Source organism: Arthrobacter sp. UYCu511, from assembly GCF_040547105.1.
Classification (GTDB): Bacteria; Actinomycetota; Actinomycetes; order Actinomycetales; family Micrococcaceae; genus Specibacter; species Specibacter psychrochitiniphilus.
This window is the reverse complement of sequence record NZ_JBEPPB010000011.1, coordinates 30533-46240: the sequence shown is the minus strand read 5'-3', so window position 1 is coordinate 46240 and position 15708 is coordinate 30533. Positions and strand designations below refer to the sequence as shown.

At 59.1% G+C, this 15708-nt stretch carries 15 protein-coding genes and 1 pseudogene; 13 read left to right on the top strand and 3 right to left on the bottom strand.

Annotated elements, in window-relative coordinates; genetic code table 11:
* The first annotated feature begins 280 nt into the window (after window positions 1-280).
* On the top strand, window positions 281-1117 hold the full coding sequence (locus ABIB48_RS14280; RefSeq protein WP_354213414.1) for a PhzF family phenazine biosynthesis protein: 837 nt from the start codon (window positions 281-283) through the stop codon (window positions 1115-1117).
* Between the two features lie 156 nt (window positions 1118-1273).
* Here the strand turns inward: ABIB48_RS14280 and ABIB48_RS14275 are convergent, their stop codons facing one another.
* Window positions 1274-2392, bottom strand: a complete 1119-nt coding sequence (locus ABIB48_RS14275) for a PQQ-dependent sugar dehydrogenase (RefSeq protein ID WP_354213413.1) — start codon at window positions 2390-2392, stop codon at window positions 1274-1276.
* Window positions 2393-2666: 274 nt separating this feature from the next.
* Here ABIB48_RS14275 and ABIB48_RS14270 point away from each other — a divergent pair, with 274 nt between their 5' ends.
* The 4 genes and pseudogenes from ABIB48_RS14270 to ABIB48_RS14255 all read left to right on the top strand — a co-directional run bounded on the left by ABIB48_RS14270 (window position 2667) and on the right by ABIB48_RS14255 (window position 4363).
* Window positions 2667-3002 carry a PadR family transcriptional regulator gene (locus ABIB48_RS14270; protein WP_110107189.1) on the top strand — a complete coding sequence of 112 codons (336 nt, stop codon included), beginning with the start codon at window positions 2667-2669 and terminating at the stop codon, window positions 3000-3002.
* Window positions 2999-3364: a DUF1048 domain-containing protein gene (locus ABIB48_RS14265; RefSeq protein WP_110107143.1), complete on the top strand. Its 366-nt coding sequence runs from the start codon at window positions 2999-3001 to the stop codon at window positions 3362-3364. The genes ABIB48_RS14270 and ABIB48_RS14265 overlap by 4 nt, the downstream gene beginning before the upstream one ends.
* 31 nt (window positions 3365-3395) lie before the next feature.
* Window positions 3396-3742 (top strand): annotated as a pseudogene (locus ABIB48_RS14260) (ATP-binding cassette domain-containing protein); the annotation flags it as partial.
* The gene (locus ABIB48_RS14255; protein ID WP_354213462.1) at window positions 3734-4363 is read left to right on the top strand and encodes an ABC transporter permease; all 630 of its coding nucleotides are present in this window, start codon (window positions 3734-3736) and stop codon (window positions 4361-4363) included. The pseudogene ABIB48_RS14260 and the gene ABIB48_RS14255, both read left to right, overlap by 9 nt.
* Here the strand turns inward: ABIB48_RS14255 and ABIB48_RS14250 are convergent.
* Entirely contained in the window at window positions 4360-5832 is a 1473-nt protein-coding gene (locus ABIB48_RS14250) for an SDR family oxidoreductase (protein WP_315914874.1), read from the bottom strand. The two genes, ABIB48_RS14255 and ABIB48_RS14250, sit on opposite strands and share 4 nt — an antisense overlap.
* An 83-nt stretch (window positions 5833-5915) precedes the next feature.
* On the opposite strand from ABIB48_RS14250, the gene ABIB48_RS14245 reads away from it, so the two are divergent.
* Genes ABIB48_RS14245 through ABIB48_RS14210 form a run of 8 tightly spaced genes read left to right on the top strand, consistent with a single transcriptional unit; the run spans window position 5916 to window position 13322 of the window.
* Window positions 5916-6407, top strand: a complete 492-nt coding sequence (locus tag ABIB48_RS14245; protein WP_354213412.1) for a MarR family winged helix-turn-helix transcriptional regulator — start codon at window positions 5916-5918, stop codon at window positions 6405-6407.
* Window positions 6404-7531 carry a polyprenyl synthetase family protein gene (locus ABIB48_RS14240; RefSeq protein WP_354213411.1) on the top strand — a complete coding sequence of 376 codons (1128 nt, stop codon included), beginning with the start codon at window positions 6404-6406 and terminating at the stop codon, window positions 7529-7531. The genes ABIB48_RS14245 and ABIB48_RS14240 overlap by 4 nt, the downstream gene beginning before the upstream one ends.
* 3 nt (window positions 7532-7534) lie before the next feature.
* Entirely contained in the window at window positions 7535-8467 is a 933-nt protein-coding gene (locus ABIB48_RS14235; protein ID WP_110107137.1) for a phytoene/squalene synthase family protein, read from the top strand.
* Window positions 8464-10128, top strand: coding sequence for a phytoene desaturase family protein (crtI, locus tag ABIB48_RS14230; protein WP_110107136.1), 1665 nt, complete (start codon window positions 8464-8466; stop codon window positions 10126-10128). Before ABIB48_RS14235 ends, crtI begins: the two co-directional genes overlap by 4 nt.
* A complete protein-coding gene (locus ABIB48_RS14225; protein ID WP_354213410.1) occupies window positions 10125-10508 on the top strand; it encodes a lycopene cyclase domain-containing protein in 384 nt (127 codons plus the stop codon). The genes crtI and ABIB48_RS14225 overlap by 4 nt, the downstream gene beginning before the upstream one ends.
* Window positions 10505-10894 (top strand): lycopene cyclase domain-containing protein, encoded by a 390-nt coding sequence (locus ABIB48_RS14220; RefSeq protein WP_354213409.1) that lies wholly within the window; start codon window positions 10505-10507, stop codon window positions 10892-10894. Before ABIB48_RS14225 ends, ABIB48_RS14220 begins: the two co-directional genes overlap by 4 nt.
* 3 nt (window positions 10895-10897) lie before the next feature.
* Window positions 10898-11755 (top strand): prenyltransferase, encoded by an 858-nt coding sequence (locus tag ABIB48_RS14215; RefSeq protein WP_354213408.1) that lies wholly within the window; start codon window positions 10898-10900, stop codon window positions 11753-11755.
* A gap of 37 nt (window positions 11756-11792) precedes the next feature.
* A complete protein-coding gene (locus ABIB48_RS14210; protein ID WP_354213407.1) occupies window positions 11793-13322 on the top strand; it encodes a cryptochrome/photolyase family protein in 1530 nt (509 codons plus the stop codon).
* A 27-nt stretch (window positions 13323-13349) separates the two neighbouring features.
* Here the strand turns inward: ABIB48_RS14210 and ABIB48_RS14205 are convergent, their stop codons facing one another.
* Window positions 13350-15656, bottom strand: a complete 2307-nt coding sequence (locus tag ABIB48_RS14205; RefSeq protein WP_354213406.1) for an MMPL family transporter — start codon at window positions 15654-15656, stop codon at window positions 13350-13352.
* Window positions 15657-15708: the final 52 nt, after the last annotated feature.

Below are 15708 nucleotides of genomic sequence, written 5' to 3'. Positions count from 1 at the left end.
ATGTGATCGATAACAATGGATGAATGTTACCCACCTGTTTCTTTTGTTCCAGTACAAGGCACGCATAACTTGATGTCAAGGGATGTCTCTTGATGGGCGCCGTGTGACTCGATGTGTCACTGGATGTACTCCAAATGTGTTGAGCGTGTCCACTGCGGAGTGGTTTGTGAAAAAGTGACTATCCTTACGCTGTGGCCTGGTTTAACCGACGGGGTCAATCTCGCCGTCTTTCGCCCTCAAAGACTGGGGCGAGGCGGCCAGATCCTGCTACATTGGCGTCATGAAAATGCGCCGATACAGTGAAGAGGATGTCTTCTCCGAAGAGGCGTATCGGGGCAATGCGTTAGCGGTTGTTCACGATGCCGATGGTTTGAGTGCCGAGGAGATGCAGCGCTTCGCCACTTGGACAAATCTGTCTGAAACAACGTTTATTCTCGCCCCAAGCGTTCCGCAGGCCGACTACCGGGTGAGGATCTTCTCAGCCAGGGAAGAGCTTCCCTTTGCCGGCCATCCAACGCTTGGATCCGCCAAAGCATGGCTGGAGGCCGGTGGCTCACCACGGAGTGGCGGCATGCTCGTGCAGGAATGTGCAGCAGGCTTGATCCCCGTCCGAGTCGCGGATGGTCGAATCGCTTTTGAGGCGCCGCCGCTCACTCGGTACGGGCCCGTAGATGAGATGCTCGTTCACCGAGTAGCAACGATCCTAGGTATCTCCAGGGGCAAAATCATTGATGCTTCGTGGCTGGTCAATGGCCCCCAGTGGATTGGTGTCCGCTTGTCCTCGGCGCGGGAAGTTCTTGGTCTACGGCCCGATCCGGGGAAGGCCGGTGATCTTGAGATAGGAGTGGTGGGCCCCTACGGACCCGGGGAAGAATCCCAGTTCGAAGTACGTGCCTTCATCGGAGAAGATCCCGTATGGGAGGACCCCGTAACCGGAAGCCTCAATGCTGGCCTGGCCCGCTGGATGATCGACACCGGGGCAGCAGCCAACCATTACGTTGCGTCGCAGGGAACGGTACTGGGGCGCCAGGGCCGAGTGCATGTGAGCCTCAATGACGGGGCAATCTGGGTGGGTGGCCATGTCACGAGCTGCGTTGAGGGAAGCGTCAGGCTGTAGCTGGCTATGGGGTGAGGTCCCGGAACGGTAATGACCGTTCGCCAGAGAATTCAACCCTGCTCCGTACAACCGCAGAACCGTAGAACCGTAGAACCACAGAACCGCAGGTCAACGGCTGCACCTTTCTGGGAGAAAATGGCTCTACCTTCAGATATTTCATTTTTCACTAGCCCCGTTGAGGTTCAGCGCAATGATTCTGTCGTCGCCCTGTCCCGGATTGCCTCGGCCGTCGGTATTGTTGGTCAGCAGCCACAGGGAACCGTCCGGGGCCAGGGCGCTGTCCCGGATGCGTCCATACTTACCGGTAAACCAATCCTTGGCCGTTGTGGGATCAGTAGCGGGGATCCTGCGCAGCACCTCCCCGCGTAAATTGGCAACGTACAGTGCGCCGTTGGCGTAGGCGATGCCGCTGGGGCTCGCCTCCTCGGGGCGCCACTGCTGCACTGGATCGGTGAACGCTTCAGTCCTGGCGATTCCTTCCACTGTGGGCCAGCCATAATTGTTCCCTGCAGTGATGATATTGAGCTCATCCCACGTGTTTTGGCCGAATTCTGTGGCGAATAACGTCCCATCCTCTGTCCACGCCAGGCCCTGCGGGTTGCGGTGCCCGTAGCTGTACACGTAGGAGCCGGGAAAGGGATTATCTGGAGGCACACCGCCGTCGGGGCTCATCCGCAGGATCTTGCCGCCCAGCGAGTGAAGATTCTGGGCCAGTGAGCGTTGGCCGGCGTCCCCAGTAGTTGCATAAAGGAGCCCATCCGGACCAAAGGCGAGGCGGCCGCCGTTGTGATTCCCGGCTGCTGGGATCCCCTCGAGGAGGCTCTGCGGCGCGCCCAGTGCCAGCGACCCTGCCGTGCCTGTGACCGCGAAGCGTTGGATGCGGTTGCCTCCCGCGCCCGTGGAGTATGCGTATAAGCGGTTCTGGGGATCAACCGTCAAACCGAGCAAGCCACCCTCGCCCCCGTGCAGCACTCCAGGGACAGTGCCGATGGTGCGTGGTGTGCCGTCGGCGGAGAGTTCCATAATACGTCCGCTGTCCCGTTCGCTGACCAGAGCGGCGCCGTCCAGAAACGTAATGGACCAGGGTGCTTCCAGTCCTGACGCCACCTGTGAAACACGGCCCCAAGGTGCGGGCTGTGTGGGCGTGGACTGTGTGGGCGTGGACTGGGCCGAGGCGGACCGCGTGGGAGTAGGTGGTTCGCTGGCGCAGGAGGCCATCAGCAGGCAGGAAATCAGTGCGGCCATGATGGCTCGCAGGGCACGCATCCAGCTCATGGTGGACTCCTCATAGTGGTCTGTCCCGTGTTTTGCCCACACTATCTGACCCACCAGCAGGCAATTGCCTGCGGGACGCGCCCGACGGCGCAAGACGCGCCCGCCCTGCGCAGGTGAGCGTGCGGCGGTAGGTTCGCAGACGGCGTCGCCCGCGGGTAAATAGCGCTGTAAATAAGGCGGGCAAATAACGCGAGCAAAAGCCCTTCCGCGCCCACTAGCTGGTGTTACTATGTAGTGGTAGTCAATACTACTTAGTAGCAAGGGGATGTTGCCTGTGGGCAAGCAAATGACCGAGATGCTCAAGGGAACGCTCGAGGGGATTGTTTTAGCCACGCTCGCCGTGAAACCCGCCTACGGGTATGACATGACGGCGAGGTTACGTGAGCAAGGCTTTACGGATATTGCCGAGGGAACCGTCTACGCGCTCTTGGTGAGAATTGAAAAAAACGGCCTGGTTGAGGTCGAAAAGGTGCCCTCCGAGAAAGGGCCGCCACGCAAGGTGTACGCCTTGAACGCTCAGGGGCGGGACTACCTGGCGGAATTTTGGAAAACCTGGAGCTTCCTCTCGCAGCGGCTCGAGACGCTCCACCATGGAAGGAATGAAGCATGAGCTGGATTGAAAAAGTTACCGGACCGCTGGAGCAAAAGAAGGCGTACCGGGACTACAAGGCGCGGGTGAAGGCTCTGCCCGGCGGGTATCGCCAGGCGGCGGCCGCACTGGAGCGCTACCTTATGTTCATGGGGCCCAGCAATGACGGAAAATCTCTCATCGCAATGCTGGATGACCTGGTTGAGCTGCTTGAACAGAGCGCGGCGGCCGGTACCCCCGTCCGCGATGTGCTCGGGGCCAATCCTGTGGAGTTCGCGGAGCTATTTATGGACAACTACGGTGGCGGCAGCTGGATCAGGAAGGAGCGGGCCCGGCTGAGTACATCGATCGAGCGGGCGGTGGCGCAGGGGCAGGAGCCATGAACGCCCCGGCCCCCATGATCCACGTGCGGGCATACACAAGTCTTACAAGAGCGCGAAGGGGTTGCGCGGTGTCAACCGTGAGGTTGCCACAGGCAGCATTCTCGCCCTGCTTGGCGCCAACGGTGCCGGCAAAACCACTCTCATCAAGATCCTTGCCACCCTGTTGAAGCCCGACGCCGGAGCTGGCGCCGTCAATGGCTTTTCCGTCACCACCGCGCCGGCCCAGGTACACGAGTCAATCAGGTACTCGAGTCAATCAGCCTCACCGGCCAGTTCGCCGCCGTGGATGAGATCCACTCGGGCCTTGACCCGCAGGCACGCCTGGAAGTGTGGGCGGCTGTGAAGGAACTTGCTGTCCAAGGGGCCCCCGTGCTGCTTGGCCGCTCCCTGCGGCACATCACCCGCTGCCCGGACACCATCATCACCACCACTGTCATGCCGATCGCCTCGGGTGGGGCCTACACCGCTTACCGGCTCTTCCATGACTTAAAGGGTGGCATCTTTGGGCGTTTCCAATCCATGCCGATTGCCCGCCTATCCGTCCTGTGGGCGCACGTCTCGACGTCCTTGGTGGCCAACCTGGTCTCCGTTATTGTGGTGGTGCTCGTGGCCCTGATCATGGGCTTTAGATCAGGAGCCAGCGTATTGGCCTGGCTGGCTATTACCGGGATTCTGGTGTTATTTACCTTGGCTCTGACGTGGCTGGCCGTCTTTGCCGGACTGTCCGCAACAACAGTTGATGGTGCCAGCGCTTTTTCCTATCCGCTGATGTTTCTGCCCTTCATCAGCTCGGCGTTTGTGCCCGCTGCGTCCATGACTGGAGCGGTCCAGTGGTTCGCGGAGCATCGGCTTGTCACCTCCATTGTTAGAGCGATCCGGGAACTGCTGGCGCAGGCACCGGTGGGTGGCACCATCTGGGTTGCGCTTGCTTGGTGCGGGGGCATCCTGATGGTGGCGTACACCTTTGCCTTGGTGGCCTACCGCAGGAAGTTTCTTTAAGGCCGCGGCTGGCGTTCTAGCTCCTCTGCAGCCGCGGTGATGCGCTTGGACATGGAAGAAAAGATCTGGCCGTGAAAGGGGAGAATGGCCAGCCAGTACAGGCGCCCGGCGAGGCCGTGGGGGAAGAACACAGCGCGCTGGATGTAGTGGCTTCCGGTACCAGCAGGTTCCACCGAGAATTCCAGCCAAGCACGCCCCGGGGCTCGCATTTCGGCGCGCAGGCGCAAGAGCTGGTTGGGGACTATCTCCTCAACCCGCCACCAATCCACAGCGTCGCCAAGGGCCAGATTCTCGCGGCTACGCCGGCCACGGCGCAACCCGACTCCGCCCATTAATTTATCCATGATGCCGCGCAGTGCCCATGCGCTCGGTAGGGAGTAATAGCCAGTTTCCCCGCCGATGCCTTGAATGACCTTGAAAACGCTGGCGGGGCTGGCCTTCGTTTCGCGTTTGCGCACGTCAGTCAGGACAGTATGCCCCGTCCATTGAGGATCTGAGGGCAATGGATCCGCAGGAGCTTCCAACGCGTGGGCTGTGACCCAAGTCGTCTCCACGGTGTCCTCCCGCAACTTGGTCAGCGCCAACTCCACCGCCTGTGAATAGTCCATCAGCCCGCCTTCCGGGCGGTCAATAATAGTGTCAATGTCACGGTTCTCCATGACACAGTCATGCTGCAAGGATTCGACCAGCGGAATGGCCAAGGATCGCGGAATGGGGGTTACCAAGTTCACCCATTGTGCGGCCAGCCACGGCGTCAGGACCGGTAACGGGACTATCTGGGGACGCCGAATATGGGCAGCATCAGCATAAAGGCGCATGAGATCTCCATAGCTATGCGCCTCCGGGCCGCCAATATCGAATCGCCCAAAAACCTCAGGCGGGAGTGCAGCGGCTTTGGTCAGGTAGTGCAGGGCGTCCCGGACCGCGATGGGCTGGACTCGGTTGAGTACCCATTTGGGGGCGGGCATTACAGGAAGCACGTCTGTGAGGTGCCGGACCATTTCAAAACTAGCCGAACCGGAACCGATGATCAGCCCTGCCTGTAATGTCAGGGTAGGGATGGAGCTAGATTCTAGAATCTCGCCCACCTTGACCCTGGAGCTCAGGTGCCTGCTCAGCGGACCCTGTGGGTGCAGGCCGGAAAGGTAAATCAGCCGCTTGAGCCCTTTTTCCTTCGCTGCGGCTGCTACGACCTTCGCGCAGCGTTCCTCGACCGGGCCAAAATCTTGGCTTCCGCTCATGGAATGCGCCAGATAGTACAGAACCTCCGTACCATCACAGAGTTCTTCCACCGCGTGCGGATCTGCCAGATCACCGACAACCACTTTGACCTGATTACTCCACGGCACGTCCCGTAGGGCATTGGCCCGTCGCGTCAATACACGCACATCATGACCTTGTTGGAGCAGAATGGGAATCAGACGCCCGCCAATGTATCCCGTGGCGCCCGTGACAGCAATGTTACTCATAAGGTTCACCTACTCGACAGTTGTTAGTTACTTACCCCATAATGTATCTAGATAGGAGAGCAATCAACCCATCGAGGTAAAAAATGTCAGAAACTTTCCAAGATCCCGCCAAAGAGGGCGCATCACGGCTGCTACATGAGGTTCTTCTCTTTAATGATTCGCTGAAGCACTCCTTGTGCCGCGAGCTCGAAATCAACGAAACAGATTTTGACGCGCTGCAACACCTCACCTTTGGAACGCCGCTGACACCGAGCGAGTTGGCCGCAAAACTGCGGGTATCCACTGCAGCCACCACCGCACTGATTGACAGGCTCAGCGCCCGCGGCAGGGTTGTTCGCACACCCAACCCCGCAGACCGAAGAAGTATCTTGATTCGTCCCAGTACCGGCACAGTGGAACTGGTAGTGGCTGCCATGCGTCCGCTTTTTGACGCTTCCAGTGAATCAATGAACAACATCTCCGCTCATGAGCAGCAGATAGTGACAAGCTATCTAGAACACGTACTGGCAGCAATTCATTGCCGCATTGACACCTTGGCAGCGGCCGCGACGGCGAAAAGGGGAACACAATTATGAGCTTGTCGACCTGGACCACCACCACCACGCCGCAGCCAGCTGGTTTTAGCACCGAGCAGGAAGCGGCCTTTGACGCTAGTGTGCGCGGAGAACTTTCCCAGATAGTGCAAAACTACACAACAGACGCCGCACAGTATTCGCCGGCAACAGAAGTTTTATGGTCACGGATTGGTGGATCGCTGCACGGCGGCAAACTGACCCGTCCCCGCCTAGTAAAACTTGGCCATGACGCCTTTGCTCGAGAAGGGTCTGCAGCGTTGCGCGGGAGCAGGCCAAGCAATGACCGGATCGTCAGTATGGGTTGCGCTTTTGAACTGCTGCACACCTCGTTGCTCCTTCATGACGATGTGATTGATAGGGACTTCACGCGCAGAGGGCGCCCCACCCTTTCCGCCCTGTACCGTGATGATGCCCTCCACACCGGCGAGAGCTTGCTTGATGCCGAACATGCAGGTCACAGTGCCGCAATCATCGCCGGAGACTTGCTGCTCTCTGCCTCCATTTCACTGGCGCTGCGCGCCGGCGGCTCCCATCCGCACGCGGCAGCCTTGGAGAGTTCCTTTCAGCGGGCCATCCATCACGCAGGCGCTGGGGAGCTGGAGGACCTGCTGTATTCGCTGGGCCGAACCCCGGCAAAGGTTCGGGATGTGTTGCTCATGGAGGAGCTCAAAACGGCCTCGTATTCCTTCAAATTCCCACTGCACACAGGTGCGTTGTTGGCCGGTGCGAGCATGGAGGCGGCTGAGGCACTGGCTAGTATTGGCGGCCAGCTCGGGGTGGCGTATCAGCTGATCGATGACGTTTTGGGAACTTTTGGGGACCCAGCCCGGACCGGAAAGTCAATAGACTCTGACTTGCGTGAGGGGAAAAGTACCATCTTGACCGCGCTCGTAGCCCAACAGCCCGAATTCGGGGCGAGCCTGAGCATGCTGCGCGCCCACACCGACTCCGTGGAATCGCTTCGTTCGGTTTTGGAAGCTGCGGATGTGGAAGCCCAGGCGCGGGCTCTTGCTCAAGACTTGTGTGAGAAGGCGATCGTGTCTGCACAGCAAATGCGGTTACCGGAACATGTGAGCGAACAATTCCAGGACTTCGCGCTACTCATTTTGAACAGGGGGGCCTAAATCATGAGTCATGACACAACAGAGCATTCATCGGCAAAAACAGGTCCGCGCACAGAGCGTCTGACGCCGTTGGAGCTGTACTCAGCCACAGCAAGACGCAGCGCCGGGGTGGTCATCAGTGCCTACTCAACATCCTTTTCGCTGGCTTGCCGGATGCTGGGGCAGGCGTCACGGACACATATTGCCAACGTCTATGCCTTGGTGAGACTTGTTGATGAAGTGGTGGATGGCGTGGCCAGGGAAGCCGGGCTGAGCGTAGCCGCCACGGAGGAAGCGCTGGACCGGCTGGAAGCGGAGACTGAGGCGGCTCTGCTTAGCGGATACAGCACCAACATGATTGTGCACGCCTTTGCGTGCACAGCAAGGCAGTGCGGCATTGATTCCACCTTGACGCGCCCATTTTTTGCCTCGATGCGCAAGGATTTGACTGTCTCTGACCATGATGAGGCTTCACTTGATACCTACATCTACGGATCCGCCGAAGTGGTGGGGCTGATGTGTTTGAAGGTTTTCCTCTCCTCTCCCACGGCAAACGCTGGCCAGAACGCCGAAGTGGAAGCTGCCGCTAGACGGCTCGGAGCTGCCTTTCAAAAGGTCAACTTCCTGCGTGACCTGGCCTCGGATACAAGCGAACTGGGCCGTAGCTATTTCCCCGGGCTGGATCCGCAAGACTTCTCTGAAGAACACAAGGATCAACTGGTGGCTGAAATCCGTGCGGACCTCAACGCCGCAGCACAGGGGATACCTTTCTTGCCGTTACGTGCAGCTGTGGCAGTGTCCGTGGCTCATGGTTTGTTCAGTGAGCTCAACACTCAGCTGGACCGCACCAGCGCAGCAGAGCTGCTGGGGCGGCGCGTGTCAGTAGCGCCATTGCACAAAGCAGCCATCGCGGTTCGGGCATTGTCCGCGCAGACCCTGACACGGCTGCGCCGATGAGCCAGAACAAACAAGGAGCACAGCACACCGTGAAGACCAACAAGAAACAGACTCCTGCGGCGGGGCCACAGCAGGTGGTGGTGATCGGGGGAGGCTTTTCCGGGCTGGCCACCGCGGGCTTATTGGCGGCCTCGGGCCACAAGGTCACCTTGTTAGAGCAACAAAAGCACCTAGGTGGACGTGCCGGGCGCCTGCACCGAGACGGGTTCAGTTTTGACACCGGACCCTCTTGGTATCTGATGCCTGAGGTCATTGAACACTGGTTTGAGCTGATGGGCAGTTCTACGCAGGAAGCCTTGGACCTGGTGGCGCTGGACCCCGGTTACAGAGTGTGGTTTGCCGGAGAGTCCGGGCCCGTGGACCTTTCCACTGGAGAAAACGCCGACGCCGTCTTTGAAGGCTTGGCGCCCGGGGGCGGTGCAGCACTGAGCCAATACCGTGAACAGGCCAAGGAAAGCTACAACCTTGCCCTGCAACATTTCCTCTACGACGATTTCTCTTCCATTAAATCCTTCATCAACCCCCATACGTTGAAGCTGCTGCCACAACTTGCGCCGCTTCTGGGCACCTCCTTGGAGAAGCATGTAGCCAAGCGGTTCACCGACGGTAGGCTCCGCCAGATCTTGGGGTATCCGGCAGTTTTTCTAGGATCCAGCCCGCAGCGAACCCCCGCCCTGTATCACTTGATGAGTCATCTGGACCTCACCCAAGGTGTTGGGTACCCCATGGGAGGCTTTGCCGCCCTGGTTGATGCTATGGAGCAGATCTGTCTTCAAGCGGGTGTGGAGATCATCACCGAGGCTCAGGTTGAAGGCATAGATGTTGCTACCACGGGCAAACCCCAGGTCCAGGCTGTCCGGTGGATTAATACCGCTAGGTCCGGGATAAAGCACAATGTTCAAGAAGCTGACGTTGTCGTGGGCGCAGCCGATCTGCACCATATCGAAGCGGACTTGCTGCAACCGGAATTCCGTGCACATTCGCAAGCCTCGTGGAAACGCCGGGACCCCGGCCCCAGCGCCGTGCTGCTGTGCTTAGGTATTAAGGGGAAAATTCCACAGTTAGATCACCACAATCTTTTCTTCACCAAAGACTGGGAGGAGAATTTTGCGCGGATCCATCAAGGCCGAGACCTCGAACCGGAAACCAGTGTGTACGTCTGCATGCCCAGCCACACTGACCCTTCGGTGGCACCCGCCGGCCACGAGAACCTCTTTGTCCTAGTCCCCGCACCGGCACTGCCCGCGTGGGGAGGCGGCGGACCAGACGGCACGGGCGCCGCGCAAGTGGAGGAAGTAGCAGACGCCGCGATTGACCAGATTGCGTCCTGGGCCGGGATCCCTGACTTGCGCGAACGTATTGTGGTGCGTCAAAGCTACGGACCTGCTGACTTCCTCAACACCGTCAACGCTTGGCAGGGTGGAGCCTTGGGCTTGGCCCACACACTGCGTCAGAGCGCATTTTTTCGGCCGGCAAACCACAACCCCAAGGTTGCTGGCCTGCATTATGCTGGCAGTTCGGTACGCCCTGGGATCGGTATCCCCATGTGCCTGATCAGTGCCGAACTTGTCACCAAACGCATCAACGGGATCAAGAAACCCGGTCCGCTGGAATTTGGTCCCGCCATTCAAAGCGCTGCCAAGAGGCGGGCAGAGCGGTGACGTACTTGCTGATTCTGTTGGTACTCATTGTTTGCCTGGCGTTACTGGATGCCAGATACCGCCTGTTCCTCTTTTCCCAACCATTACCGGCAGCGGTCTCACTGCTGGGTGGGACCGGCATTTTCCTGCTCTGGGATGTCATCGCCATAAAACAGGGCATCTTTTTACACCTTGATTCTCCTCTCATGACGGGGATCATGCTTGGCGATCAGCTGCCGATGGAAGAAGCGTTTTTTCTTTTCTTCCTCTGCTACCAGAGCATGTTGGCAGTGCTAGGATTCCTGCGCTGGAGCGGATACCGGAAACTGCTTAAACTAGAGCACTCACCTAGTTCCAATGGGCTAGCTCAGTCCCAGCGCTCAGGTCAGGGGGAGCAGTGAGTTTTGCCTTGCTTTCGCTGTATTTCTTGGCCGGTTCGGTGTTGTTGCTTTTTATAGCACTTTGGGTGCGGCGCATCAGTTTGCGCACTGTAGCGCCAGCGCTGGGCATTGCCTTGCTGGCCCTGGTGTTACTGACGGCTATTTTTGACAATGTGATGATTGGCTCAGGTCTTTTTGCCTATGCCGAAAAGACCCTACTGGGCGTGCGAGTGGGGCTGGCCCCCTTGGAAGACTTCAGCTACCCGGTGAGTGTGGTGTTTTTCGCCCCGGCGCTGTGGTGGCTTGCCGGCGGCCGCCCCCCGGGCACGCCCGCACCTGCGAGGTCTGTGGAACAGCAGCCGGCGGCCAAGACAACAGCGGCCAAGACAACAAGGAAAGGGCTCTAAATTTTGCTGCGTGAACTCTTCGCCACCTCCCGCCCGGTCTCGTGGGTCAATACCGCTTACCCCTTTGCTGCCGCGTATTTATTAAGCACGGGTGCCATTGACTGGATCTTTGTGGTGGGCACAGTATTTTTCCTCATTCCCTACAACTTGGCCATGTACGGAATCAACGATGTTTTTGACTACGAATCCGATCTGCTCAACCCGCGCAAGGGTGGCGCGGAGGGTGCGCTGGTGGATCCGAGCAGACACCGCAGAATACTCTTTGCGTGCGTTCTAGGGCTGCTTCCCTTCCTCATTGTGTTGGCTGTGGTGGGCTCTTGGCAGGCGAACCTGGTGTTGCTGTTCTCCATGGCGGCAGTGGTGGCCTACAGCGCCCCGCATCTGCGGTTCAAGGAACGCCCCTTTCTGGATTCAATGACTTCCAGCATCCACTTTGTCTCTCCCATGGTCTACGGGCTAGTCCTAGCGGGAGCCCATTTCAACACCGAATTGGTTGCCGTGACTGCTGCATTTTTCCTTTGGGGGGTTGCATCCCAGGCCTTCGGCGCGGTTCAAGACATTGTTCCTGACCGGGCGGCCTCGCTAAGTTCCATTGGCACGGTGCTGGGTGCCCGGTTGACTGTGGGGTTTGCGGCTGGCGCCTATGCGGTAGGCGGCATTTTGTTGTTGTTCACTGATTGGCCAGGCCCCTTAGCCGCGGTGTTGGCACTGCCCTACATCTTGAATGTGTTGCCGTATCTGTTTTTACGGGATCAGGATTCTGGCCGGGCGCACGCTGGCTGGGTGCGTTTCTTGTGGCTCAACTACATGACCGGTTTCTTCATCACCATGATTCTTATTTGGTATGCCTTTATCCGATGACGCCCACCACCTGCCTGAGAGAAGGAATAGCATCGACATGAGAAAAACTGCTCTGAGCGCCATTAACGTTGTGTGGTTCCGTGACGACCTCCGTCTAGCCGATCACCCCGCACTCAGTGCAGCCATGGCGGATACTCACGTGCCTACCGTGGCAGTGTTTGTTCTTGATGAAGAGTCTGAGGGCATCCGCCCGTTGGGTGCTGGTGCAAAGTGGTGGCTGCACCACAGTCTGGTGGACTTATCCAAGGATCTCGACGCGCTGAACGTTCCGCTGGTGCTGTTGAAGGGGCCGGCAGCGCCGCTGGTCACCGAGTTGGTTAGCAAGCTGTGTACACTGTTCGGGCTGCCCGCCAACGGGCTGTCCATGCACTGGAACCGCCGGTACGGTGGGGGAGAACGCAGCGTTGATACCGAAATCAAGGCAGCCCTGCGGGAACTTGGCTGTTCCGTCAGTAGCTACTCCGGCACCTTGTTGCACGAACCTTGGGTTGTTAAGACCAAGGAAGAACGGCACTACAAGGTGTTCACACCGTTCTATAACGCGCTGCTTGCCCTCCCGCTGCGCCCCGAACTTCCCGCACCAGAGAGGGCCCAAGAACATCTGGACCTTGATGGGCTTAGGCCGGGAAGCAGCAACGACGATCTAGAAAGTTGGGAACTGCTGCCCAAGGCTCCGGATTGGTCCGCAGGGCTAGCCAAAGCTTGGACACCGGGTGAGGGTGCCGCCCATGAAAGGCTAGCGCTGGTCCTGGATGAGGTGGCCGCCGGGTACCTCACAGGACGGGACCGGCCCGGCTCTGATGAAACCTCCCGGCTTTCGCCCGCACTGCGCTGGGGGCATCTGAGCCCTGTCCAAGTATGGGAAGCATTGGGCGCCTTGGCCGCGGCGAACCGAGAAGCCGCCGACGGCGCCCGGGCCATCATGCGCCAACTGGCCTGGCGGGACTTTTGCTGGAACCAGCTCTACCACCAGCCGCACTTACACCAGCAGAATCTTCGCCCGGAATTTGACGGCTTTGATTGGTCTTGGCCCACCACGGTGCTGCCCGTACCCGGTAGCGCGGGCGCTGCGAGCGGAGCATCTGTGAGCGGATCCGGTGAGAGCGAGCCGGGCCAAGCAATCATCGATGAGCTTTACACTGCCTGGTGCCGAGGCGAGAGCGGGTTCCCGTTGGTGGATGCCGGCATGCGCCAACTATGGCAGATCGGGTGGATGCATAACCGCGTGCGCATGGTTGTTGCCAGTTTGCTGGTGAAGAATTTGGGTATCCATTGGCGAGCCGGCGAGGCTTGGTTCTGGGACACCCTCGTGGATGCTGATGCGGCATCCAATCCGGCGAACTGGCAGTGGGTAGCTGGGTGTGGTACTGACGCCGCACCCTATTTCAGGGTCTTCAACCCTGTACTGCAAGCCAAAAAATTCGATCCACACGGCCGGTACCAGGCACAGTTTGCCCCGACACTTAGTCACGAGCCAGTTGTAGACCTCAAGGAATCACGTGCAGCTGCGCTTGCAGCCTATGAGCATATGAAGCAAAGCGCTCGAAGCGGTGAGGCGCTGCTCTAGCGCGCCTCACCGCCTCGAGCTGCTGCCTTAGCTTCGGTGAGCGGACAATGTATCTAGCTGGCCGCCGTGAGCCCCGTCTCCGGCGCCAGCTCCGTCAGCCTCACCGTCGGCACCTCCGTCACCATGGCCGCTGGCGTGCGTGGCTGCCCGGGAGAGCTTGGAGGGCCACCAGATGACTTTGCCCAGATCGTAGCTGAGGGCCGGGACCAGCAATGACCTGACCACAAAGGTATCCAGCAGCACCCCGAACGCCACGATGAAGGCAATCTGGGCCAAGAAGAGGATGGGAATTACACCAAGAGCCGAGAAAGTAGCGGCCAGAACCAGCCCTGCCGAGGTGATCACGCCACCAGTAATGACCAGCCCGCGGATGATCCCGTCATGGGTGCCATGTTTGAGTGATTCCTCCCGCACTCGAGTCATCAAGAAGATGTTGTAGTCAATGCCCAGGGCTACAAGGAAGATGAATCCGAAGAGCGGGACCGCGGGATCGGCGCCGGGGAAGTGGAACACGTGGTTGAAGAAAAAGGCCGCCACTCCCAAGGCCGTGCCAAAGGACAGCACGGTGGTCAGGACCAACAGCACCGGTGCCAGGACAGAACGCAGAAGCATCATAAGGATGAGCAGAATGACCACCAGAACCACGGGGATGATCAAGTTGCGGTCATGGATGGAGGCGTCGTTAGTGTCAATCGAGGTGGCCGTGACACCGCCCACCAGAGCTTGCGGGACAACGCCGGAGAGGCCGGTCCGTAGCTTGCGCACCACGGAGGAGGCAGCGTCAGAATCCGCGGCAGCAGCGAGTGTGCCTTGGAGCATGATGTCCCCGTTGGCCACGGTGGGTTGGGGAGCTGCTGCCCCGGGTGCGCCCATGGCTCCAATGCCTTGGGCTGTGACAGTGGCGCTGCCGCCGGGGGCATCTGCCGCAACAACTGAGACAGAGTCAACACCCTCCTGCGCCAACAGCACATCCGCCGCATCCTGCAACTGCGCCTGTGGCACAACAACAAGCACGGGACTGCCGGTGCCGCCCGGGAAATGCTGGCCTAAGACGGCTTGGCCATCACGTGCCTCGGAGGAGCCCAGTACCAGCTCCGATTGCGGAACCCCACTGGCATTGAGCGTGGTGGCGCCAAAGACGCCTATCAGCAGGACGGCGGTGGTCACCATCCAGATCAAGCGCGGACGGCGTTTGATGGTTCGGGACAGCTTGGCCCAGACACCCGTGGCGTGCACTCCATGTTCTGCTGCCACAACGTTTGGTTCATATTTGGGCCGGCGCGGCCAGAACGCGTTGCGGCCAAAAGCGAACAACAGTGCCGGTAGGAGAGTCAGGGCAGAAAGCATGGCAAAGACAATGCCTATCGCAGCTACTGGTCCTAGTGAACTGTTGGATTTCAAATCGCTGAGCAGCAGACAAAGCAAGCCCACAATAACTGTCCCGCCGGAAGCGGCAATCGGTTCTGCGGACTTGCGGATGGCCGCCATGCTCGCGGACCATTTATCCGTGGAGATACGCAACTCTTCCCGGTAACGAGAAACGTAGAGCAGTGAGTAGTCCGTGGCGGCGCCAATGACCAGAATGAACAAGATGCCCTGGGTTTGGCCGCTCAGCAGCAGGATTCCAGCTTTCGCCAGCCACCAGACACTCAGTAGGGCCACGCACAGGGCAAACAGGCTGGTGGCCAGCACGGCCACCGGGAGCAACAGGGAGCGGTAGACGGCAATCAAGATGACGAACACAGCCAAAAGAGCCACGCCGAGCAGGATCCCGTCGATCCCGGAGAAACCTTCGATCAAATCTGCCGTGAATCCGGCCGGGCCGGTGACATGAACTGAAACGCCCTCAGGTGCTGATGCGCGCAGAGTAGTGCCAATGGTGGTGACGATCTCACCAATGTCGGCATCGGATTGGATGGGAACGAAAGCCTGGAGTGCCCGGCCGTCTTTTGAGGGGATGGCAGGGGATACGTCCTGGCCCACGCCGGCAATCTTGGTCAGTTCTGAAACTTGCTCAGACACCGCCGCTATGTCATTTAGGCTCAGGGTGTCGGTGCTGGAGAAGACCAGGACGGCGGGAATCTCGTCAGAGTCACGGAAATCACTCAGCAGTTTTTGTACTTGGGTGGCGTCAGAGGAGGACGGCAGGTAGGTGGTTGGATCATTAGATGAGACCTCGCTGACCTTGCCAAAGTAGGGTCCGCCAATGGAGCCGCCAACAAACCAAGCGATGATGATCAGCGCCGGCAGCAGTGTCCTCAGCCATTTTCGGGGTTTGTGCTGTGGTTTGCCGGGATTTCTCCCGGCGTGAGGGCTGGCTTTATGCCTGCTCATATTCAGTTCTCCATCGCTAACAAATTTTAATCTAGTTTAGCTAGTAAATACT